Genomic DNA, 18,502 nt, shown 5'->3' with positions numbered 1-18,502 from the left:
AGGCCGGACTCAAGGGCTGAAGGGGCGACAGCGTGCGCCGAGGCTTTTGTTTACCCATATGCAGGGCGCCCTTGGGCGCCCTTTGACTTTTGGCGACGGCGGTCGGGGTTTCTGCAGGGGGCAATGCCCCGGCAGAGGCGGCTCTGACGGTCCCTCAGGCAGCCTTCCGGGATGCGTGCTTTCGGAATGGTTTGGTCACCCGGAAAGCGGGGGCCTCGCCGTCGAGGCTGCGGGCTTGGCAGAGGCGGTCAAGACCGCCCGTCCGGAGCCGGGTCCACCCGAAGCGTCACGGTCTTTACATGGCCGTAATGGTGCAGCGCCTCGATGCCCTTTTCGCGCCCGTAGCCGCTGTTCTTGTGGCCGCCGAACGGGGTCTGCACCGACATGGTGTTCCAGACATTGACAAAAATCTGCCCGGCCTCGATCCGGTCCGCGACCCGCAGCGCGCGGCTGACATCGCGGGTCCAGAGCGTGCCGATCAGCCCGTACTCGCTGTCATTGGCGAGCGCCACCGCCTCTGCCTCGGTGTCGAAGGGGATGACCACCCCGACCGGGCCAAAGATTTCCTGCCGGGCGATGCGCATGTCGTTCGAGACATCGGCATAAAGCGTGGGGGCGATAAAATGCCCCTGCGGATGCCCCGCCACCTCGGCCACCCGGCCCCCGGTGACCAGCCGCGCGCCGTCCTGCCGGGCCACCTCGAAAAACCCCTGAACGCGGCGAAACTGTGCCTCGGTGATGATGGGGCCCAGCGTGTCGCCGGGGATCAGCGCCTCTGCGGCGGTGCGGGCAGCGTCCAGAAAGCGGTCATAGACGCCGCGCTGCACCAGAATCCGCGTGCCCGCGGAACAGACCTGCCCGGCGTTCAGGGTAAAGCCCCGGACCGACTCCCGCGCCGCCAGATCCAGATCGGCATCCTCGAAGATGATGTTGGCGGATTTGCCGCCCAGTTCCAGCGTCAGCGGAATGATCCGGTCGGCGGCGATGCGCCCGATGGCCTGACCCACGCCGACCGAGCCGGTAAAGGCCACCTTGCGCACCTGAGGATGGCGCACGATCGCCTCGCCCGCCTCCGGACCCGTGCCCAGCACCACGTTGACCACCCCGGCAGGCAGACCCGCCCCGGCGGCCAGTTCCGCCAGCGCGAGGGTGGACTGCGAGGTCACCTCGGACGGTTTGGCCACCACCACATTGCCTGCGGTCAGCGCCGGGGCGATGGCCCGCGCGGCCTGATTGAGCGGCAGGTTCCACGGCGTGATCACGCCCACGATCCCGAAAGGCTCGCGCCGGGTGAACACATGCTGGTCGGGTGCCACGTCCAGAACATCGCCCGCAGGCAGATAGACGAGGCTGCCGTAGAATTCGAAATAGGCGGCGCTGCCCTCGACCTCGGCCAGTGCGGTGGGCAGCGGCTTGCCGGTATCGGCGCGTTCCAGCGCCGCAAGACGGTCGCGGTTGACGCGCAGGGCGGCGGCGATGGCCAGCATGATCCGGCCCCGCTCTGCCGCGGGGTAGCGGCGCCAGCCTTCGGCGGCGGCCTGCGCCGCAGCCACGGCCCGGTCGACATCCGCGCGGTCACCTGCCGCCACCTGTCCCGCCACCTGTCCGGTTGCGGGGTTCACGGCGTCCAGATAGGCGCCGCGCGCTGGCGCCACCAAGGCGCCGCCGATCCAGTGCTCCAGCCGATACATGCCTGTCCTCTCCCTTTGTCCTGAAGGGGCGCGCGCCGTTGCGGTCCGGCGGATCCGTGCGCCCTGCGGGCCGAAGTCTGGCGCGGCGCGGGGCGGGGCGGAAATATCTTTCCGGTCTTGGCGCCAGAGCCGGGGGCTATGGCCGCAAGGGGCGCGGACTCAGCGCCGCCACGCCTTGGGTCCGATCTCGTGGATGGAGCGGCCCTGCGTGTCGACGGCCAGCAGCACCGGCATGTCCTCCACCCGGAAGCGATAGATCGCTTCCATTCCCAGATCGGGCCATGCCACCTGCGTGGCTTCGCGGATGGCCTGTGCCACCAGATAGGCGGCGCCCCCGACCGCGACCATGTAGACCGCGCCATGTTCGGCGATGGCGCGCAGGGCCTCGGGGCCGCGTTCCGCCTTGCCGATCATCACCTTCAGCCCGGTGTCGCGCAGAATCCGGTCGGTGAAGCGGTCCATGCGCGTGGCGGTTGTGGGACCGGCGGGGCCGATCACCTCCGCCCCGACCGGATCGACGGGGCCCACGTAATAGAGGGCGCGCCCGCGCAGATCGACGGGCAGCGCCTCGCCCCGGTCCAGATGATCGACCATGCGCCTGTGCGCCGCGTCGCGCCCCGTATACAGCGTGCCCGAAAGCAGCAGCCGCTCGCCCGGCTGCAGGCTGTCCAGCGTGCTCTGATCCAGCGCATCCAGATCGATGCGGCGCGCCTGCGCCGCCGCCGTCTCCAGCGTGATCTGCGGCCAGAGCGCCAGATCCGGCGGGGTGAACCGCGCAGGCCCCGTGCCGTCAAGCGTGAAGCACACATGCCGCGTCGCCGCGCAGTTGGGGATCAGCGCAACCGGCAGCGAGGCTGCATGGGTCGGAAAATGCCGGATCTTTACGTCCAGAACGCTGGTCAGCCCGCCCAGCCCCTGCGCGCCCAGACCAAGCGCGTTCACGCGGTCGCAGATTTCCAGCCGCAGGCGCTCTGCGGCGGACTGCGGACCGCGGGCGCGCAGGGCGTCAAGGTCGATGGGATCGTTCAGCGCCTCCTTGGCCATGGCCATGGCCTTGTCGACGCTGCCGCCGATGCCAAGACCCAGCAGCCCCGGCGGGCACCAGCCCGCGCCCATGCCGCGCATCTGCTCCACCACCCAGTCCGCCACGGAGGCCGAAGGCGCCAGCACCGCAAACCGCGTCTTGTTTTCCGACCCGCCGCCCTTGGCCGAAACCGTGATCTCTACCCGGTCGCCCGCCACCATCTGCGTCTGGATCATCGCGGGCGTGTTGTCGCCGGTGTTCTGGCGGCTGTCGAACGGATCGCGCACCACCGAGGCGCGCAGCGGGTTGCTGTCCAGCCGGTAGGCGCGGCGCACGGCGTCATCAACGATGTCCTGCAGGGGGCGGTGCCAGTCCAGCCGGGCCTGCACGCCGATGTCGACAAAGACATTGGCCACCCCGGTATCCTGACAGATCGGGCGCTGCCCCAGCGCGCACATCCGCGAATTGACAAGGATCTGTGCGATGGCCTCGCGGGCGGCGGGGCTTTCTTCGGCGGCATGGGCGCGGCTCAGGGCGGCGATGAAATCGGGCGGGTGGTAGCAGGCGACGAACTGCAGCGCCTCGGCGATGCTGTCGGTGACGTGGCTTTCGGTGATGGCCGGCATTCTGCCCCTCCCTTGCATGGGGCAAGACTGCCATGCGGCAGGCGGCAGGCAAAGCCGGGGGGCTAAAGGCAAAACCTATCGCCTCTAGCGCGCCTTGCTATTTTTGCGCGCCCCGCCCGCTGCGTAGACTGGCCCTGCGGGACGAGGCGGGGCCGGATGGCGCGGCGGCACCGCCATGGGACCAGCCTTGAGCGGAGGAGTGCATGACGACGGTTCTGACGACGCCTGAGCGGCGGGAATTCCGGAGGCGGCCATGACCCTGCCGCTGACCGGCCTGCGGGTCGTGGCCGTTGAACAGGCGGTTGCCGCCCCCTTTGCCACCTCGCGCCTTGCGGATGCCGGGGCGGAGGTCATCAAGATCGAACGCCCCGAGGGCGATTTTGCGCGTGGCTACGACACTGCCGCCGCCGGGCAGTCCAGCTATTTTGTCTGGCTGAACCGGGGCAAATCCTCGGTGGTGATGGATCTGACCGATCCCGCCGACAAGGCCCGGTTCGCCGATCTGGTGGCGGGTGCGGATGTGCTGGTGCAGAACCTCAAACGCGGCGCGCTGGCCCGGCTGGGCTTTGCCCCCGAGGATCTGCGGAACCGTCATCCCCGGCTGATCACCTGTTCCATCACCGGCTATGGCGAGGGCGGGCCGCTGGCCGACCGCAAGGCCTATGATCTGCTGATACAGGCGGAATCCGGGCTGTGCTCCATCACCGGGGGGCCGTCCGAACCCGCGCGGGTGGGCATGTCCATCGTCGATGTGGCGACCGGGGCCACCGCCCATGCCGCCATTCTGGAGGCGCTGATCGCGCGCGGCATCACCGGGCAGGGGGCCACGCTGTCGGTGTCGATGTTCGACGTGATGGCGGACTGGCTGACCGTGCCGCTGCTGAACCACGAGGCGGGCAGCAGCCCGCAGCGGGTGGGCATGGCGCATCCGTCGATTTCACCCTACAGCGCCTTTTCCACCGCCGACGGGCAGCTGATCCTGATCTCGGTCCAGAGCGACCGGGAATGGCGCAAGCTGGCGGAGGTGTTTCTAGGGGAGCCCGGTCTTGGGACCGATCCGCGTTTCGCCACCAACGTGGCCCGCGTGGCCCATCGCGACCAGACCGACGCGCTGGTGGCGCAGGCCTTTGCCACCCTGACCGCCGATCAGGCCGAGGCGCGGCTGCGCGAGGCCGATGTGGCGCTGGCACGGGTCAATGACATGGCGGGCCTGTCCAGCCACCCGCATCTGCGCCGCATCACCGTGCAGACCCCGGGCGGGCCGGTGCGCTATCCCGCGCCTGCGCCGCGCGTGGCCGAGGCGCCGCGCGCCTATCGCGCCGTGCCCGCCGTCGGAGAGAGCCTGCCATGACCCTGCCGCCGCTGGTCGCCCCGCTGACCGGACGGAGCCCTTTGCCAAGGCGGCGGGGGGCGGATCGTTGATCTGGAAACGACGCTGCTCAGCGGGCGCTGCGAACTTGCGCGTGACTGGCGGGGATCGTGCCGCCGCTGGACGGGGTCACGCTGCAGCTTGGCGACGCGGGATGCGGCCCATGGCCGCGAACTGGCGACGGGCGGCAAGATGTGCATCCCCCCGCGTCCTCCCCTCCGAGGCCGAACGCGACCGGGCCCGGCGGGTGGCGGCGGCGGGCGAGGAGACCGCGCGCCGTGACGGGCAGATGATCAACCGCCCTGCGGCTGCTGGACCGCACCCCCGGCAAGGTCGCTGTTTGGGGCAGGGGGACGCGGTTGCGGGTTCTTGACAAGAGTCACAGACTCTGCGACCTCGGACCCGTCCAGACCGAGGTGTCGGCAACCCGCCGGGCGCAGACCGCCCCGCAGGTCCCGCACCCGACAGGCGGCAGCGGTCCCGTAGCTCAACTGGATAGAGCACCTGACTTCTAATCAGGATGTTGGGGGTTCGAGTCCTCCCGGGATCGCCACCGCCCTTCCATCCCATTGCAAGCGCCTGATGAGGGAGAGATCGGTCAACCACCTCTCGTTCAGCGCGGCGGCGGAGGTGGGGCCTCGTTCATGGGGAGGTCATCCGCGGCCCTTATATCTGCTTCCCAAGGAGGACCGGACGCGGTAGGCAGCCCGATCCTTGGAAGGGCTGGGACGCACATGGCGCAGAATGCCACCATCTACAAAATCGAACTGTCGGTCTCGGACATGGATCGCCACTATTACGAGACCCATAAACTTACCGTTGCCAAGCATCCTTCGGAGACCGATGAGCGGCTGATGGTCCGTATCGTCGCCTTTGCCCTGAATGCTCACGAGCATCTGGAGCTGACCAAGGGACTGTCGACGGATAACGAGCCCGACATCTGGCAGAAGAGCCTGAGCGGCGAGATCGATGTGTGGGTGGCGCTCGGGCTCCCGAGCGAAAAGGTCATACGTCAGTCCTGCAGCAAAGCCGCGAAGGTGATTGTCTACCCCTATGGCGGCAGGACTGCCGAGATCTGGTGGGACAAGGTGAAGAACGGCACCACCCGTTTCGACAATCTGCGGGTGATCAGTTTCTCCGAAACCGACACTGCAGCCCTTGCCAAGCTGGCCAGCCGCGCGATGAAGCTGCAAGTCAATATCCAGGACGGCGAGGTGATGGTCAGCGTCGATGAGAGCGTCGTCTACATTGCGCCAGACTCGTGGAAGGGCGCGGCCTAGCTTGCCGTAGCCCGCTGCCGGACCAAGGCGCTTGGGGGCGCTCGTCCGTTTTGGCACGAACATGTCCGCATGGGTCAAGCTGCACTGCAGTGCCGGTCACTTGGATCACCGGCAGCCCGGGGGCCGACAGCGACGGACGGCAGACACCGCTGAAGGCATGACCGGCTCCGCCGCCGCATGGCAGCTTCGTGCCCGTTCCGGTGAAGAACATGGCATGCCTTCAGGGCCACCCACCGATGCAATTTGGCTGCGGCAGCTTGAGGTGGAGGGCGAAGATGGGCCCCGGCCGCTTGAGCACGGTGTTCGGTTCTGTGAGACCTTGATCGAAGCGCATGTCCCGCCTGACCACATGTTCAGATCGGCTGAGCGATGCGCCGACCCGGCAGGCATGTGGCAGCACATGGCGCCTTTCCACGGTTCCGCCGGATGGCCCGCCAGTTGATCCGGAACTGTTGATCCGCGTGCTGCTGGCCGGTTGCCTCATGGGGTCAGAGGCGAATGTGGAGCCGTGCAAGCGCATCGAACGGTCCAAGCGTCGCCCCTGCGGGGAAGTTCACCTCAACCTTGCCTGCCGCTGGTTCCGCGCCTTGATCTGACCGGCCCGGTCGTGGCACTTTCTCGCAGAGCGCTTGGCCAGCGGCCAGCACTTCGCCGCCGATGCCAGTATCATGCAGGCCGAGGCCGAGGTTGGACAGGCAGCCCGACAGCATCGATCCCGCAGATGCGCCTCGGGCTGTCAGGGCGCGTCGCGAAGCGCTTGATGATGCCAGCGAACCCGGTCGGGCCGAGGCCACCTTGCAGTCTGATCCGGATTCGCAATGGACCGGCGCGGGGGGAGGCCTATTTTGCCTGTTCCACCAGCCATCTGACCGACACAGGCAATGGCGTGATCCTCGACGTGGAAGCCGCCGGTCGATCCGGCTGGCCGGGGACGGATCGGTGCGGCCCTGATCGACCGGGCGAACGAGACCTTTGACATCGCGCCCGACCGGCTGATCGCGGACACCGCCTGTGGCTCCGGCGTCATGCTGGACTGGCTGGACTGGCTGGACCGGCAGCGCGGCCCATATCCCGGTATTCGACACGTCAGGCCGCAGGGACGGGATGTCGGAGCGCGGTGACGTCACCTATGATGCCCGCAGCGATGTCTTCACCTGCCCGGGTGGCAAGGCGGTGAAGCAGCCCCTCCGGAGCCTCACGCATCCCCGGGAGGAGAAGCCCGATCAGGATGGCAGGCTCCGCTATCGGGCTGGCAAGGCCGCCTGCCATGCCGGTGACCCGCACTGTCGCGTCCCGAGGCGGGTCCCTTTTGTCACGGACCGAGAGGCGTCTGCGCTGTCTTGCGTCACCTTGCCGGGCTTTCCCCGATTTCGGGGGCTACGCCACATTTCGGGCTGGTCATAATCCCGGTGCGATGCGGTTTCCTGGGGGGATCAGCCTTTAAGCGGGGGCAATGGATCCCTTGGTGTCCGTCCCGCCCCGGGATCGGCGACCCGCTTTGTCTGACCCCGCGAAGCTGACCGGTTCATTCTGAAATCACGCAGATCCGTGATGGCGCCGCCCCGGCTCTGCACGGAAAGTCCGGGGCGCGGGGGTCTGCAGGTATTGCCCTGTGCGCCAAGTTAGTGTTCGTTGCGCGCAAAATAGGAGGAGACCTGCCCATGACCACCCACATCCCGCGCCGCGCGGCGTTCGGATGCGTGCTGGCTTTTGCTGCCGCGCCCGCATTTGCTCAGGACGCTTGGCCCACCGGGCCGCTGCATGTCTATGTCGGCTTCCCCGCAGGCTCGTCGCCCGACACGCTGGCCCGCATCATCACGGAACCGCTGGCCGAACGTCTGGGCCAGCCCGTCGTGATCGAGAACCGTCCGGGCGCGGGCGGGGTGATCGGCATCCAGCAGATGCTGGCCAATGCCGGTGACGACGATCTGACCTTCGGCACCACGATCAATGGCCCGCTGACCACCGCGCTTCGGATGATGGGTGATACCGGCTTTGACGTGACCGCCGACATCGCGCCGGTCACGCTGATCGCCACCTCGCCGCTGGTGCTGGCCGTGTCGAGCCAGTCGGGGCTTGAGGATCTGGAAGGCTTCGTTGCGGCAGCCGGGGCCGAGGAGGAAGCCATCGCCTATGGCTCGGTCGGGCAGGGGTCGGGCGCGCATCTGACGGCAGAGCTTTTTGCCGATGAGGCGGGCGTGACGATGCTCCATATTCCTTTCACCAGCTATGCCGAGGTCACCACCTCGATCATGGGCGGCGAGATCGATGCAGGCTTCATGGCCCCGTCGGCAGCGATGCCGCATGTGGAGGGCGGCAACATGCGGATCCTCGGGATCACCTCGTCGGAGCCTTCCGCACAGGCGCCCGACGTTCCGGTCATCGCGGGTCAGGCGGGCTTTGCCGAGGATTTCCGGGCCGAACTCTGGAACGGGTTCATCGCGCCCTCGGGCACCGATGCGGCGGTGGTCGAAAGGCTGACCACCGAGATCACCGAGATCCTCGCGGATCCGGGTGTTCAGGAGCAGCTTCTGGCCATCGGCTGGCAGGCGGCCCCCGGCACCGCGCAGCAGATGCAGGAACGCATCTCTGCCGACACCCAGATGTGGGGCGGGGTGATCGACCGGATCGAGGCGCAGTAAGCAGGCATGCAGCGCGACTGGACCGACATCTTCGGCGGCCTCGCCCTTGCGCTGATCGGCGCGGGGGCGGCGGGCTGGGCCTTGCTCCATTACGATCTGGGTTCGCTCAGGCAGATGGGGCCGGGCGCCTTTCCCGTGGGGCTCGGGCTTTTGCTGACGGGCATCGGCCTGATCGTGGCGGTGCCTGCCCTGCGCCGGGCCGGGGAGGCGGTGCCGGTCGAGCCATGGTCCGCGCTTGCCGTGCTGGCCTCGATCCTTGTCTTCGGCTTTGGTCTGAGGTCGCTGGGGCTGGTCATCGCGGCCTACCTTGGCGTGCTCGTCGCCTCGCTGCCCGCGCCGCGGCGCGGGGTGACATGGCGGCTCGTGCTTGCGGGCGTGGTGACGCTGCTGACGGTTCTGGTGTTCCGCACCGGGCTGCAGATGTCGCTGCCGCTCTGGCCGGTCTCGATCTGAGGCGCGCATGGGAACCTGGGAAGGGCTTGTCACCGGGCTGAACTTCGCCCTGCAGCCGGGGGTGCTGATCTTCTGCCTTCTGGGGGTGCTGCTGGGCACCTTTGTCGGCGTGCTGCCGGGCATCGGGGCGATGGCCGCGATTTCGCTGCTGCTGCCGATCACCTATTACATCTCTGCCGAAGCCGCGCTCATCATGCTGGCGGGGGTCTATTACGGCGCGCAGTATGGCGGGGCCGTGGCCTCCATCCTGATGCGGCTTCCCGGCACGCCGCAATCGGCGGTGACAGCGCTTGACGGCTATCCGATGGCGCGCGACGGGCGCGCAGGGGCCGCACTTTTTGCCGCGATGGTGTCATCCTTCGCGGGATCGATCATCGGCATCGTCGTGCTGGTCCTGCTGGCGGGCTGGCTGTCGCGCGTCGCGGTGGCGTTCGGCGCGGCGGATTATGCGGCGATGATGGTGCTGGGGCTGGTCGCCGCCTCCACCATCGGCAGCGCCCGCCCGGCCAAGGGCTTTGCGATGATCGTGCTTGGCATGCTTCTGGGATGTATCGGCACCGATGTGAATTCGGGCGCCATGCGCTTCACCTTCGGGCAGACCGAGCTTCTGGACGGCGTGAACCTTGTCGCCTTGGCCATGGGGCTTTTTGGCGTGGCCGAGGTGATCGGCAATGTCCGCGATCCCGAACGTCAGGCCGTGACAGAAAAGATCGGCTTCCGTCAGATGGCCCCCACCCGCGACGATCTCAGGCGCATGGTCTTTCCCTCCCTGCGCGGCAGCGGGCTGGGCAGTTTCTTCGGGGCGCTGCCGGGGACCGGGTCGACCCTGTCGTCTTTCCTGAGCTACGCGATGGAGCGGCGCATCGCGCGCCGCCCGGAACGCTTTGGCCATGGCGCCATCGAAGGTGTGGCCGGGCCGGAGGCGGCCAACAACTCCGCCGCGATCACCGCCTTTGTTCCCACGCTGACGCTGGGCATCCCCGGCGATCCGATCATGGCGCTGATGCTGGGCGCGCTGGTCATCCATGGCGTGCAGCCCGGCCCGATGATGCTTGAGGCACGGCCAGAGATGTTCTGGGGGCTCGTCGCAAGTTTCGGGATCGGCAACCTGCTGCTGCTGATCCTTAATCTGCCGCTGATCGGCGTCTGGGTCGCGCTGCTGCGCATCCCGTTCCGCTGGCTTTATCCCGCGATCCTGATCTTCATCTGCCTTGGTGTCTATTCCGTGCGCGGCCTGACCTATGACATCGTGGCCGTCGCGGGGATCGGCCTTGCCGGCTATCTTCTGGCGCTGGCCCGGTTCAATCCCGCGCTGCTGCTTCTGGGCTTCGTGCTTGGTCCGCTGATCGAGACCAACCTGCGCCGCGCCCTGCTGATCAGCCGGGGCGATCCGATGGTGTTCCTTGAACGCCCGATCTCGGCTGCCTTTGTGGTGGCGATCGCGGGTCTGCTGCTCCTGTCGCTGGTCCAGTGGGTGCGGCGGCGGCGCAGAGCCATCCCGGCGCGCTGACGCGCCGAGAGGCGAATCGCGGGCTCGTGCCTGACGCGGCAAGGCGGCGCGTCAGGCGGGCGTTTTGGCATTTGTTGAAAAGGGGCAGCTTGTGAATCACCCCCGATCAGGGGGGAGACGCTGGCGGGCGGAGCGGGCATGGCTGGTGCTCTTTAAAGCCATTCACGGAGTATGCCTTATGAAATCTTGCCTTTTTGCGATTGTGATTACGGGCGCCGCCCTTGGGCTGGCCGGATGTTCAAGCGTCGCGGGGACGGTGGGCACGGCGGTGGCGGGCAATGCGGTGGCGGGAAAGATGTCGGCCACGGCAAACCGCAGCCGGTTCGAGGGGCAAAGCTGCGAGGAACTGGCCCGTGAAATGGCCAGCGCGCGCATGGGCTATATTAACCCGCTCAACGCACCCGCCACGCAGGCCTATATCCGCGAGGCACAGCAGGTCGCGCGGGCAAAGAACTGCCCCGAACCGGCGCAGTAACGCGTTCAGGCCGCGCGGGGGTGCAGATCGCCGCGCGGGTCTGCCGAAAGGCGGGGGGATGGACAGCGCACCACGCGCCAGCCTTTGCGCAGCGCTGGCGACAGGCGACCGCACGCCGCCTTGCGACAGCGACGGGTGTCTGCGCCGCAGCGCCATCTTGTTGACTTCTAAGGGAAAGTGGTGGGCGACCCTGGAATCGAACCAGGCGTGCGTCTCCGCGAGGGAGTTACAGTCCCCTGCCACACCTTGCGGCCTGTCGCCCACTTTCCACCGGCACCGCCGGTGTGCGGGGTGATTACCTGCGGGCCAATCCGGCGTCAACAGGAAAAATCCTTGCAGCCCGCAGGCTGTCGATGCAGAGATCGCGGCTCAGGACAAGGACGCAGGCCATGGTCAAAAAACCGAAATGGGTGGTGGAAAAGGAACAGGCGAAAAAGGCCGGGGCGGCGGAAACCGTCTGGCTGTTCGGCCTGCATGCGGTGCGCGACGCGCTGCTGAACCCGCGCCGGGAAAAGCTGCGGCTGATCCTGACGCTGAACGCCCAGACCAAGCTCGCCGATGCGCTGGAAGGGGCGGGGATCACGCCAGAGATTCACGACCCGCGCAAATTCGGCGCGCCGCTCGACCCGCAGTCGGTGCATCAGGGCGCCGCCCTGGAGGTCAAGCCGCTGGACTGGGGGCGCCTGCAGGACGTGGCGCTGGGGGATGGCATCCGCCCGCCGCGGCTGGTGCTGCTGGACCGCGTGACCGATCCGCATAATGTCGGCGCCATCCTGCGCTCTGCCGAGGTGTTCGGCGCGCAGGCGGTGATTGGCACGCAGCATCACGCCGCCCCCGAAACCGGGGCGCTGGCCAAGACCGCCTCGGGTGCGCTGGAACGCCAGCCCTATCTGCGCGAACGCAACCTTGCCGACACCATCACCGCGCTGCAGGCCATGGGCTATGTGGTGCTGGGGCTCGACGGTGAAGCGGAAACCAGCATCGAGGCGGCGCTGGACGGGCGGCGCGACCGCGCCGTGGCGCTGGTGCTGGGGGCAGAAGGGCCGGGCCTGCGCCAGAAGACCAAAGAGACGGTGGACCAGCTGGTGCGCATCGATTTTGCGGGGGGATTTGGCTCGCTCAACGTGTCGAACGCCGCCGCGGTGGCGCTCTATGCCGCGCGCCCCTGAACGCCACGCGCGCGTGCGCGCACAATTTGCGCCCTAGTCTTTCGGGGCGCGCTGACGTATCTGGCAGGGGCAGAAGCGAGAGGCGCCATGACGGATTACGAAACGCCGGGTCCGGTTCAGGAAGACTGGAAGGACGCGATTTCTTCGGTGGAAGAGATCATCGAAGATGCCCGCAATGGGCGCATGTTCATCCTTGTCGACCACGAGGACCGCGAGAACGAGGGGGATCTGGTGATCCCCGCGCAATGGGCGACGCCCGATGCCATCAATTTCATGGCGACCCATGGGCGCGGGCTGATCTGCCTGTCCATGACCTCCAAGCGGATCGACGAACTGGGCCTGCATCTGATGTCGGTCAACAATTCGTCCCGGCATGAAACCGCCTTCACCATCTCCATCGAGGCGCGCGAGGGCGTGACCACCGGCATCTCCGCCTCGGACCGGGCGCGGACGATTCAGGTGGCGATCGACGCCTCCAAGGGGGCGGCGGACATCGCGACCCCCGGCCATGTCTTCCCGCTGCGGGCCAAGGATGGCGGCGTGCTGGTGCGCGCGGGCCATACCGAGGCGGCGGTGGACGTGGCGCGGCTGGCGGGGCTGAACCCCGCGGGCGTGATCTGCGAGATCATGAACGAGGACGGCACCATGTCGCGCCTGCCCGAACTGGTGGGCTTCGCGCAGAAACACGGGCTGAAGATCGGCACGATTTCCGACCTGATCGCCTATCGGCGCCGCCACGACAATCTGGTGCGGGTGCGCTCCGAAGAGGTGGTGCGGTCGGAATTCGGCGGCGACTGGAATATGCGCATCTATGTCGACCAGTCCCATGGCGACGAGCATATCGTGCTGACGCAGGGCGATATTTCCGGCGACGCGCCGGTGCTGGTGCGGATGCATGCGCTGGATCCGATGCTGGACATCGTGGGCACCGGGCCGGGCGGACGGGCGGATGAATTCCGCGCCTCCATGCGGGCGGTGGCCGAAGAGGGGCGCGGCGTGGTCGTTCTGCTGCGCGACACCTCGATGAAGCTGGAACTGCATGACGACGTGTCGCCGCGCACGCTGCGGCAATATGGTCTGGGCGCGCAGATCCTGTCCTCGCTGGGCCTGTCGAAACTGGTGCTGCTGACCAATTCGCCGACCCCCCGCATCGTCGGGCTGGAGGCTTACGGGCTGGTCATCACCGGAACCCGCAGAATCGGAGATCACTGATGGCCATGACCGAAACGCATTACACCCTGCCGCGCGCCGAATTCGACCGCCCGGTGAAGATCCTGATCGTGGTGGCGCCCTATTACAAGGACATCGCCGATGCGCTGGTGTCCGGGGCCCGCGCCGAGATCGAGGCGGCGGGCGGGTTTCACGAAACCGTCGAGGTGCCCGGCGCGCTGGAGATCCCCACCGCCATCGGCATCGCCGAGCGTCTGTCGGATTTTGACGGCTACGTGGCGCTTGGCTGCGTGATCCGCGGCGAGACCACCCATTACGACACGGTCTGCAATGACAGCTCGCGCGGGATCACCCTGCTGGGGCTGCAGGGGCTGTGCATCGGCAACGGCATCCTGACCGTCGAGAATTTTGATCAGGCGCAGGTGCGCGCCGAGGTCGCAGGCCAGAACAAGGGCGGCGGTGCGGCGGCGGCGGCCTTGCATCTGGTCGCGCTGGCCCGTAGGTGGGGCGGCGCCCGCAAGGGGGTGGGATTCGTGCCCGCCCGCGACGAGATCCAGATTGCGGGCGCTTCCAGAGGAAAAGACACCGCATGACCACGCCCGCCGCGCCTTCCGGCAATCGCAAGCGCCAGATGAAATCCGCCTCCCGGCTTTATGCCGTGCAGGCGCTTTACCAGATGGAGCTGTCCGGCCAGACCGCCGAGAAGGTGACGCGCGAGTTCATCGACTACCGCTTTGGCGCCGAAGTCGAAGAGGGTGTGGATCTGATGGAAGGGGATGTCGATCTGTTCACGCGCCTCGTCTCGGAGGCGGTGAACTGGCAGGCGCGCATCGACCAGATGACCGACCGGGCGCTGGTGGCGAAATGGCCCATCGACCGGATCGATCCGACGCTGCGCGGCCTGTTCCGCGCGGCGGGGGCCGAACTGGTGGCCTGCGACACGCCGCCGCGCGTGGTCATTTCCGAATTTGTCGACGTGGCGCGGGCGTTTTTCCCCGATGGCCGCGAGCCCAGCTTCGTGAACGCGGTTCTGGATCACATGGCGCGCGAGGCCAGGCCCGAAGCGTTCTGAGCTGGGGCGGGCTGGGGCAGGGGGCTCTGCCCCCACGGCGCGTGCCGCGCCGTTCCCCCGGGATATTTTGACCAAGAAGAAGGCAAAACGCCGTCCGGGCGGGCAGGGGGATGCGCTCATTTGCGCCTTGCGGGCGCGTCACATCTCTTTCATGCTGATTCCGAGACCTGAACGTCGCGTCGGGCTTGCCAAGTGGCGATGACGCGTTACGCTTCATGCAAGGATCAGAGGAGAGAGACATGCCCCGGCTTGTGCGGCTCTATATCACGCAATGCGTTTCCGGCTTCGCCCTGTCGAGCCTTTTTACCGGCCTGCTGCTGTGGCAGAACGTGGCCAACCTGCAGCATCTGGTCAGCCATTCGGAGGCGGGGCTGCTGGCGGTCTCCCTGCTGTGGCTGTTCAACGGGCTGGTCTTCGGCAGCGTGCAGTTCGCGATCAGCGTCATGCGCATGGGCGAAGACGAAGGCGGATCCGGTGGCGCGCGCTTGCAGCTGCGTCCGATCCCCGTGCGGGCAGAGAAGCCGCGCAAGCGCCGCCTGCTGTAACGGTGCTGCCCCAGAGACCGACAAAAGCGCCCCAAGGGGCGCTTTTCTGTGTCTTGGGGAAGGGATAAGTGGCGGGAACCGAGACATCCGTGGGGTTCTCTCATTCCCGAGGACCTGTATATACAGGTGGGCGTCAGGTAACCGAACCAGGGCCCGGACAGAGCCAACTCCCTCGGAATTGCTTAAGGCCACCGGAATGCAACCCTACACGAGATGCCCAGAACCCGCCTGATCGCGAGATAGGGGCTGCGCGTGGCTTCGGCAAGGGGGCCGGTAAAATTCAGTTGGCGGCGGCTTCGGTTTCGGCCTCGGTGAAGCCGTAGCGGGCCAGTTCCTCCGGCAGCAGGATGTAGATTTCATCGGCGGGTGTGGTCATGGCATGGCTCATCACCATGGGGTCGATGCCCATCTCGTCGAGATAGACCATCACCTCGCCCTGACCGCGCTGGATGTCGGAGACGGCGACAAAGGCGGGCAGCAGGGTGCTTTCGCCGAAATAATGCTGATGCACCCCCACGGCGGCGCCTTCGGCAATGCGGCGCGGGCTGCCTGCGGCCAGAAGATAGGGGCAGGCGGAATAGCAGAACTCCCCCTCCAGCATCTGCGTGGCGATGCCCTGTTCGCGCAGGTGGCGGCCAAGCGCCAGCGCGTCCTGCACCGATCCGCCGGGGCTTTGCAGCACCAAGGTCTCGACCGGCGGTGCGGCGGCGTCGATCTGTTCGATCAGCCGGGCGCCGTCGCCTGCGGCGATGCCGCCCTCCAGCCGCCATGTGCCGCCCTCGATCTGGGTCAGGGTCAGACGGTCGGGCAGGTCGCCCGGCGTGCGAAGCGGCGACAGCGGCGGCAGGTCGCGGTCGGGGCTGAACGTGCGGCGCTGGTCGCCGGGGCGCACCGGATCCGACAGGCGCGGCGTCTGGGGCCCGAACTGCGGCATCCGGAATCCCGCCCCGGCCAGATCGCTGATCACCAGAAAGGCGCCAAGGGCAAGCTGGCTGACCAGCACGCCGGTCAGCACGCGGGCAATGGTCGGCGCCTTCATGCGGCGCCCCGGTCCGCCGGCGGCTCCGGCGCCACCGGACCCATGCGCGGCGCCGTGCGGTCCGGCCCGGGCTCTGCGGCAGGGTCGGGCAGCGGGCCCTTGGGCATGGCCGCCATCGTCTCTTCGACATCGCGCATGGCATGGAGCGCTGCGCGCAGTTCGGCGAGCGTCAGCGTGTCCTCGATGGCGGCGCCGTCGCGGCCTTCGCGGATGGCGCCATGGGTGACGGCAAGGATCAGCACCAGCACGGCGGGCAGCAGGTCGATGGCGATGGCCCCGGCCCAGGACGGCACGAAGTTGCGGGCGTAAAGGATCACCGCATCGGCGGCGGAAACGGGGGTATAGGTCACTTCGGCGGCGGGCTGCAGCGCCAGCACGTTCTGCGCGGCCCCTTCCAGCGTGGTGGCCCGCTGCGCCAGCACCTCCAGCACCGAGGTGATGGTGGCGGCCTGATTGCCGCGGTCGGTCTCGTTCTGGCCGTCAAGTTCCGGCAGCACCACCGAGGCCGCCAGATCCTGCGCCGCGCGTTCCACCAGCGGCGCCACCGACAGCTGCCGCAGCTGCGCGATCAGCCCCTGCAGTTCCACCGCCGCTTCGGAAAATTCGACCGAGCGCGGCTCCACCGGCCCCGGCTCTACCGTCAGCGCGCGCATCCGCGACAGGATGGTGTTGCCCCGGGCAAAGGCCTCGTTGACCAGCGGGGTCTGCTGAGCGATCTGTGCCTCCAGCGCGGTCAGCTCCGCCGCCTTCTGCCGCAGCACCCGGAACACCGCGCCGCGCCCGGCAAGACCGGAGAGCGAGCCCTGCGCCTCCTGTTCGGACAGATCCTCGAAGCTTTGCCGCACCCTTGCCACGTCGCGTTCCAGCGCCTGCCCGGTCAGGGCGATCTCATGGGTGCGTTCCAGCGCGCCCTGATAATCCTGCACGGTCTTGGCCAGATGCTGTTCCACCGCCGCAGAGCCTGCCAGCGCCGCGGCGTTGAGCCAGGAGGACATGGCGACGATGGCGAGGGATCCCAGCGCCATGGCCCCCAGCAGCCCGGCGCGGGCGCGGGCGGTGCGGATCGCGGGAAACAGCCGCATCATGTAGGACCAGAAGACGAAGATGCCCACCGAGACCGCGACGGAATAGGCGATGGCGGCGAAGACCGCAAAGGCGCCGTTTTCCTCCAGCAGCGAGGAGACGCCAAGATAGGTGTAGATGCCCGAGGCCACCGAGAGCACGCCAAGCGCCGTGCCGGAAAAGCTGTCGAGCCATGTCAGATGCGCCTCGAGATCGCGCGCATGGCGGATGCCGCGCGCCTGCGCGGTCTGGGATCGTGTGTCCTGTGTCATGCGGGCCCCTTGCTGCATTGCGTCAACAGGTAAGCGTCGCGCGCGCTCAAAAAAGAGGGTCCGGCGCCCGGCTTGCATTCGTTCACGACCTGTTCATAATTTGTGCATGAGCTTTGCTGAAGATATGCCCCCGCCCTCCGTTCCGCAGATGCCCGGCCAAGCGCTGGCGCGCGGAGTCTGCCGCCATCTGGCCAGCCTCGGTTTTGCCGTGGTCGAGGAATTTGTGCCCGAACGCGGGCGCCGCGTCGATGTGATGGCGCTGGGGCCCAAGGGCGAGATCTGGGTGGTGGAGTGCAAAAGCTCGCGCGCCGACTTCCTGTCGGACGGCAAATGGACCGGCTATCTGGACTGGTGCGACCGGTATTTCTGGGCGGTGGACGAGATGTTCCCGACCGAGCTTCTGCCCGACGGCACCGGGCTCCTCATCGCGGATGCCTATGATGCAGAGATTCTGCGCATGGCCCCCGAGGTGCGGCTGGCGGGGGCGCGGCGCACGGCGCTGACCCGCCGCTTCGCGCAGCATGCGGCGCGGCGGCTGCAGGCCCTGCGCGACCCCGAGGCGCGGCTGGACGCCTGGGGCTGAACGGGGTCAGCGGCGCGGCTTGACCTTGCGCGCGGCGGCAGCGGCGGCGCGCAGTTCCTCGGCGATTTCCTCGGCTTCTTCGGGGTCGAAATCCATCGGGATTTCCATGTCCCCGGCGAAGATGAACAGCCGCACCATGCCCAGATCGGTGGGACCGATCTGCAGGTTGGCTTCGATGTCGCGTTCGCTGTTGATCCCCATGATCGCCTCCGTCCGGGTGCCTGCAGCGGCCTTAAAGCCGCGCTTGGGCTTTTGCAAGCATGCGGCACAATGCTGGGACACAAGGGCGGATTTTGGGGTTGCAATCGTGGGGAAGCGGCGGTATTGCCCACCGGCGTGCCGCCTTAGCTCAGTAGGTTAGAGCGCTTGATTGTGGATCAAGAGGTCTCCCGTTCGAACCGGGAAGGCGGTACCATCCTTCAGGACATGATGACACCGGGTCGCGCTGGCTGCGGGCCCTGATCCGGGGCTCTGCCCCGTCCGCGCCTGCGCGCGGACTCCCCGGGATATTTGGGGCCGC

18 protein-coding genes, 3 tRNA genes and 1 other RNA gene are annotated in these 18,502 nt (G+C 67.6%); 15 read left to right on the top strand and 7 right to left on the bottom strand.

What is annotated here, in order from left to right; translation table 11 throughout:
• Positions 1 to 248 precede the first annotated feature (248 nt).
• Both VK682_RS06950 and VK682_RS06945 read right to left on the bottom strand, forming a co-directional pair.
• Positions 249 to 1,691, bottom strand: a complete 1,443-nt coding sequence (locus VK682_RS06950; RefSeq protein ID WP_324781600.1) for an aldehyde dehydrogenase family protein — start codon at positions 1,689 to 1,691, stop codon at positions 249 to 251.
• Between the two features lie 159 nt (positions 1,692 to 1,850).
• The gene (locus tag VK682_RS06945) at positions 1,851 to 3,341 is read right to left on the bottom strand and encodes a fumarate hydratase (protein ID WP_230795373.1); all 1,491 of its coding nucleotides are present in this window, start codon (positions 3,339 to 3,341) and stop codon (positions 1,851 to 1,853) included.
• 253 nt (positions 3,342 to 3,594) lie between these two features.
• Between VK682_RS06945 and VK682_RS06940 the strand changes: the two genes are divergently transcribed.
• From VK682_RS06940 to VK682_RS06905, 8 genes are all read left to right on the top strand, one after another.
• On the top strand, positions 3,595 to 4,692 hold the full coding sequence (locus tag VK682_RS06940) for a CaiB/BaiF CoA transferase family protein (RefSeq protein ID WP_089845699.1): 1,098 nt from the start codon (positions 3,595 to 3,597) through the stop codon (positions 4,690 to 4,692).
• A 494-nt stretch (positions 4,693 to 5,186) separates the two neighbouring features.
• Positions 5,187 to 5,263 (top strand) — tRNA-Arg (locus VK682_RS06935).
• A 181-nt stretch (positions 5,264 to 5,444) separates the two neighbouring features.
• Positions 5,445 to 5,990, top strand: a complete 546-nt coding sequence (locus VK682_RS06930) for a YaeQ family protein (protein ID WP_230795372.1) — start codon at positions 5,445 to 5,447, stop codon at positions 5,988 to 5,990.
• A 332-nt stretch (positions 5,991 to 6,322) separates the two neighbouring features.
• Positions 6,323 to 6,586 (top strand): hypothetical protein, encoded by a 264-nt coding sequence (locus VK682_RS06925; RefSeq protein ID WP_230795371.1) that lies wholly within the window; start codon positions 6,323 to 6,325, stop codon positions 6,584 to 6,586.
• Positions 6,587 to 7,651: 1,065 nt separating this feature from the next.
• A complete protein-coding gene (locus tag VK682_RS06920; RefSeq protein ID WP_230795370.1) occupies positions 7,652 to 8,632 on the top strand; it encodes a Bug family tripartite tricarboxylate transporter substrate binding protein in 981 nt (326 codons plus the stop codon).
• A 6-nt stretch (positions 8,633 to 8,638) separates the two neighbouring features.
• Positions 8,639 to 9,085 (top strand): tripartite tricarboxylate transporter TctB family protein, encoded by a 447-nt coding sequence (locus VK682_RS06915; protein WP_324781599.1) that lies wholly within the window; start codon positions 8,639 to 8,641, stop codon positions 9,083 to 9,085.
• Positions 9,086 to 9,092: 7 nt separating this feature from the next.
• The gene (locus tag VK682_RS06910) at positions 9,093 to 10,595 is read left to right on the top strand and encodes a tripartite tricarboxylate transporter permease (RefSeq protein ID WP_089850179.1); all 1,503 of its coding nucleotides are present in this window, start codon (positions 9,093 to 9,095) and stop codon (positions 10,593 to 10,595) included.
• A gap of 178 nt (positions 10,596 to 10,773) precedes the next feature.
• Positions 10,774 to 11,070: a hypothetical protein gene (locus VK682_RS06905; RefSeq protein WP_089850177.1), complete on the top strand. Its 297-nt coding sequence runs from the start codon at positions 10,774 to 10,776 to the stop codon at positions 11,068 to 11,070.
• A 178-nt stretch (positions 11,071 to 11,248) separates the two neighbouring features.
• Here VK682_RS06905 and VK682_RS06900 read toward each other — a convergent pair.
• Positions 11,249 to 11,332: transfer RNA gene (locus tag VK682_RS06900), tRNA-Tyr, on the bottom strand.
• Positions 11,333 to 11,459: 127 nt separating this feature from the next.
• Between VK682_RS06900 and rlmB the strand changes: the two genes are divergently transcribed.
• The 5 genes from rlmB (at position 11,460) to VK682_RS06875 (ending at position 15,026) form a co-directional block, all read left to right on the top strand.
• Positions 11,460 to 12,239: a 23S rRNA (guanosine(2251)-2'-O)-methyltransferase RlmB gene (rlmB, locus tag VK682_RS06895; RefSeq protein WP_089850175.1), complete on the top strand. Its 780-nt coding sequence runs from the start codon at positions 11,460 to 11,462 to the stop codon at positions 12,237 to 12,239.
• An 87-nt stretch (positions 12,240 to 12,326) separates the two neighbouring features.
• The gene (gene ribB, locus VK682_RS06890) at positions 12,327 to 13,451 is read left to right on the top strand and encodes a 3,4-dihydroxy-2-butanone-4-phosphate synthase (protein ID WP_230795368.1); all 1,125 of its coding nucleotides are present in this window, start codon (positions 12,327 to 12,329) and stop codon (positions 13,449 to 13,451) included.
• Positions 13,451 to 14,002, top strand: a complete 552-nt coding sequence (locus tag VK682_RS06885) for a 6,7-dimethyl-8-ribityllumazine synthase (RefSeq protein WP_089850170.1) — start codon at positions 13,451 to 13,453, stop codon at positions 14,000 to 14,002. Before ribB ends, VK682_RS06885 begins: the two co-directional genes overlap by 1 nt.
• Positions 13,999 to 14,481: a transcription antitermination factor NusB gene (gene nusB / locus VK682_RS06880; RefSeq protein WP_089850168.1), complete on the top strand. Its 483-nt coding sequence runs from the start codon at positions 13,999 to 14,001 to the stop codon at positions 14,479 to 14,481. Before VK682_RS06885 ends, nusB begins: the two co-directional genes overlap by 4 nt.
• Before the next feature lie 239 nt (positions 14,482 to 14,720).
• Positions 14,721 to 15,026 carry a hypothetical protein gene (locus VK682_RS06875; RefSeq protein ID WP_230795366.1) on the top strand — a complete coding sequence of 102 codons (306 nt, stop codon included), beginning with the start codon at positions 14,721 to 14,723 and terminating at the stop codon, positions 15,024 to 15,026.
• 71 nt (positions 15,027 to 15,097) lie between these two features.
• Here the strand turns inward: VK682_RS06875 and ssrS are convergent.
• From ssrS to VK682_RS06865, 3 genes are all read right to left on the bottom strand, one after another.
• Positions 15,098 to 15,253, bottom strand: a non-coding RNA gene (gene ssrS / locus VK682_RS27325) — 6S RNA.
• 53 nt (positions 15,254 to 15,306) lie between these two features.
• Positions 15,307 to 16,065 carry a COG3904 family protein gene (locus VK682_RS06870; protein ID WP_230795365.1) on the bottom strand — a complete coding sequence of 253 codons (759 nt, stop codon included), beginning with the start codon at positions 16,063 to 16,065 and terminating at the stop codon, positions 15,307 to 15,309.
• Complete coding sequence (locus VK682_RS06865) at positions 16,062 to 17,399, bottom strand: AAA family ATPase (RefSeq protein ID WP_230795363.1); 1,338 nt, start codon at positions 17,397 to 17,399, stop codon at positions 16,062 to 16,064. The genes VK682_RS06870 and VK682_RS06865 overlap by 4 nt, the downstream gene beginning before the upstream one ends.
• A gap of 106 nt (positions 17,400 to 17,505) precedes the next feature.
• Here VK682_RS06865 and VK682_RS06860 point away from each other — a divergent pair, with 106 nt between their 5' ends.
• Positions 17,506 to 17,982: an MmcB family DNA repair protein gene (locus VK682_RS06860; RefSeq protein WP_230795362.1), complete on the top strand. Its 477-nt coding sequence runs from the start codon at positions 17,506 to 17,508 to the stop codon at positions 17,980 to 17,982.
• Between the two features lie 6 nt (positions 17,983 to 17,988).
• Here the strand turns inward: VK682_RS06860 and VK682_RS06855 are convergent, their stop codons facing one another.
• Positions 17,989 to 18,183: a DUF6324 family protein gene (locus tag VK682_RS06855; RefSeq protein ID WP_089850205.1), complete on the bottom strand. Its 195-nt coding sequence runs from the start codon at positions 18,181 to 18,183 to the stop codon at positions 17,989 to 17,991.
• A 137-nt stretch (positions 18,184 to 18,320) separates the two neighbouring features.
• Between VK682_RS06855 and VK682_RS06850 the strand changes: the two genes are divergently transcribed.
• A tRNA-His gene (locus tag VK682_RS06850) sits at positions 18,321 to 18,397 on the top strand.
• The last annotated feature ends 105 nt before the right edge of the window (positions 18,398 to 18,502 follow it).

The organism is Salipiger marinus, assembly GCF_035481585.1.
In the GTDB taxonomy this organism is placed as follows: domain Bacteria; phylum Pseudomonadota; class Alphaproteobacteria; order Rhodobacterales; family Rhodobacteraceae; genus Salipiger; species Salipiger marinus.
The sequence above is the reverse complement of the archived record's forward strand: the minus strand, read 5'-3'. Positions and strand labels throughout refer to the sequence as shown.

Bases quoted from the DNA above. Each gene is read 5' to 3' on its own strand.
- VK682_RS06950 (WP_324781600.1), bottom strand. From the start codon at position 1,691: ATGTATCGGCTGGAGCACTGGATCGGCGGCGCCTTGGTGGCGCCAGCG.
- VK682_RS06945 (WP_230795373.1), bottom strand. From the start codon at position 3,341: ATGCCGGCCATCACCGAAAGCCACGTCACCGACAGCATCGCCGAGGCG.
- VK682_RS06940 (WP_089845699.1), top strand. From the start codon at position 3,595: ATGACCCTGCCGCTGACCGGCCTGCGGGTCGTGGCCGTTGAACAGGCG.
- VK682_RS06930 (WP_230795372.1), top strand. From the start codon at position 5,445: ATGGCGCAGAATGCCACCATCTACAAAATCGAACTGTCGGTCTCGGAC.
- VK682_RS06925 (WP_230795371.1), top strand. From the start codon at position 6,323: ATGTCCCGCCTGACCACATGTTCAGATCGGCTGAGCGATGCGCCGACC.
- VK682_RS06920 (WP_230795370.1), top strand. From the start codon at position 7,652: ATGACCACCCACATCCCGCGCCGCGCGGCGTTCGGATGCGTGCTGGCT.
- VK682_RS06915 (WP_324781599.1), top strand. From the start codon at position 8,639: ATGCAGCGCGACTGGACCGACATCTTCGGCGGCCTCGCCCTTGCGCTG.
- VK682_RS06910 (WP_089850179.1), top strand. From the start codon at position 9,093: ATGGGAACCTGGGAAGGGCTTGTCACCGGGCTGAACTTCGCCCTGCAG.
- VK682_RS06905 (WP_089850177.1), top strand. From the start codon at position 10,774: ATGAAATCTTGCCTTTTTGCGATTGTGATTACGGGCGCCGCCCTTGGG.
- rlmB (WP_089850175.1), top strand. From the start codon at position 11,460: ATGGTCAAAAAACCGAAATGGGTGGTGGAAAAGGAACAGGCGAAAAAG.
- ribB (WP_230795368.1), top strand. From the start codon at position 12,327: ATGACGGATTACGAAACGCCGGGTCCGGTTCAGGAAGACTGGAAGGAC.
- VK682_RS06885 (WP_089850170.1), top strand. From the start codon at position 13,451: ATGGCCATGACCGAAACGCATTACACCCTGCCGCGCGCCGAATTCGAC.
- nusB (WP_089850168.1), top strand. From the start codon at position 13,999: ATGACCACGCCCGCCGCGCCTTCCGGCAATCGCAAGCGCCAGATGAAA.
- VK682_RS06875 (WP_230795366.1), top strand. From the start codon at position 14,721: ATGCCCCGGCTTGTGCGGCTCTATATCACGCAATGCGTTTCCGGCTTC.
- VK682_RS06870 (WP_230795365.1), bottom strand. From the start codon at position 16,065: ATGAAGGCGCCGACCATTGCCCGCGTGCTGACCGGCGTGCTGGTCAGC.
- VK682_RS06865 (WP_230795363.1), bottom strand. From the start codon at position 17,399: ATGACACAGGACACACGATCCCAGACCGCGCAGGCGCGCGGCATCCGC.
- VK682_RS06860 (WP_230795362.1), top strand. From the start codon at position 17,506: ATGAGCTTTGCTGAAGATATGCCCCCGCCCTCCGTTCCGCAGATGCCC.
- VK682_RS06855 (WP_089850205.1), bottom strand. From the start codon at position 18,183: ATGGGGATCAACAGCGAACGCGACATCGAAGCCAACCTGCAGATCGGT.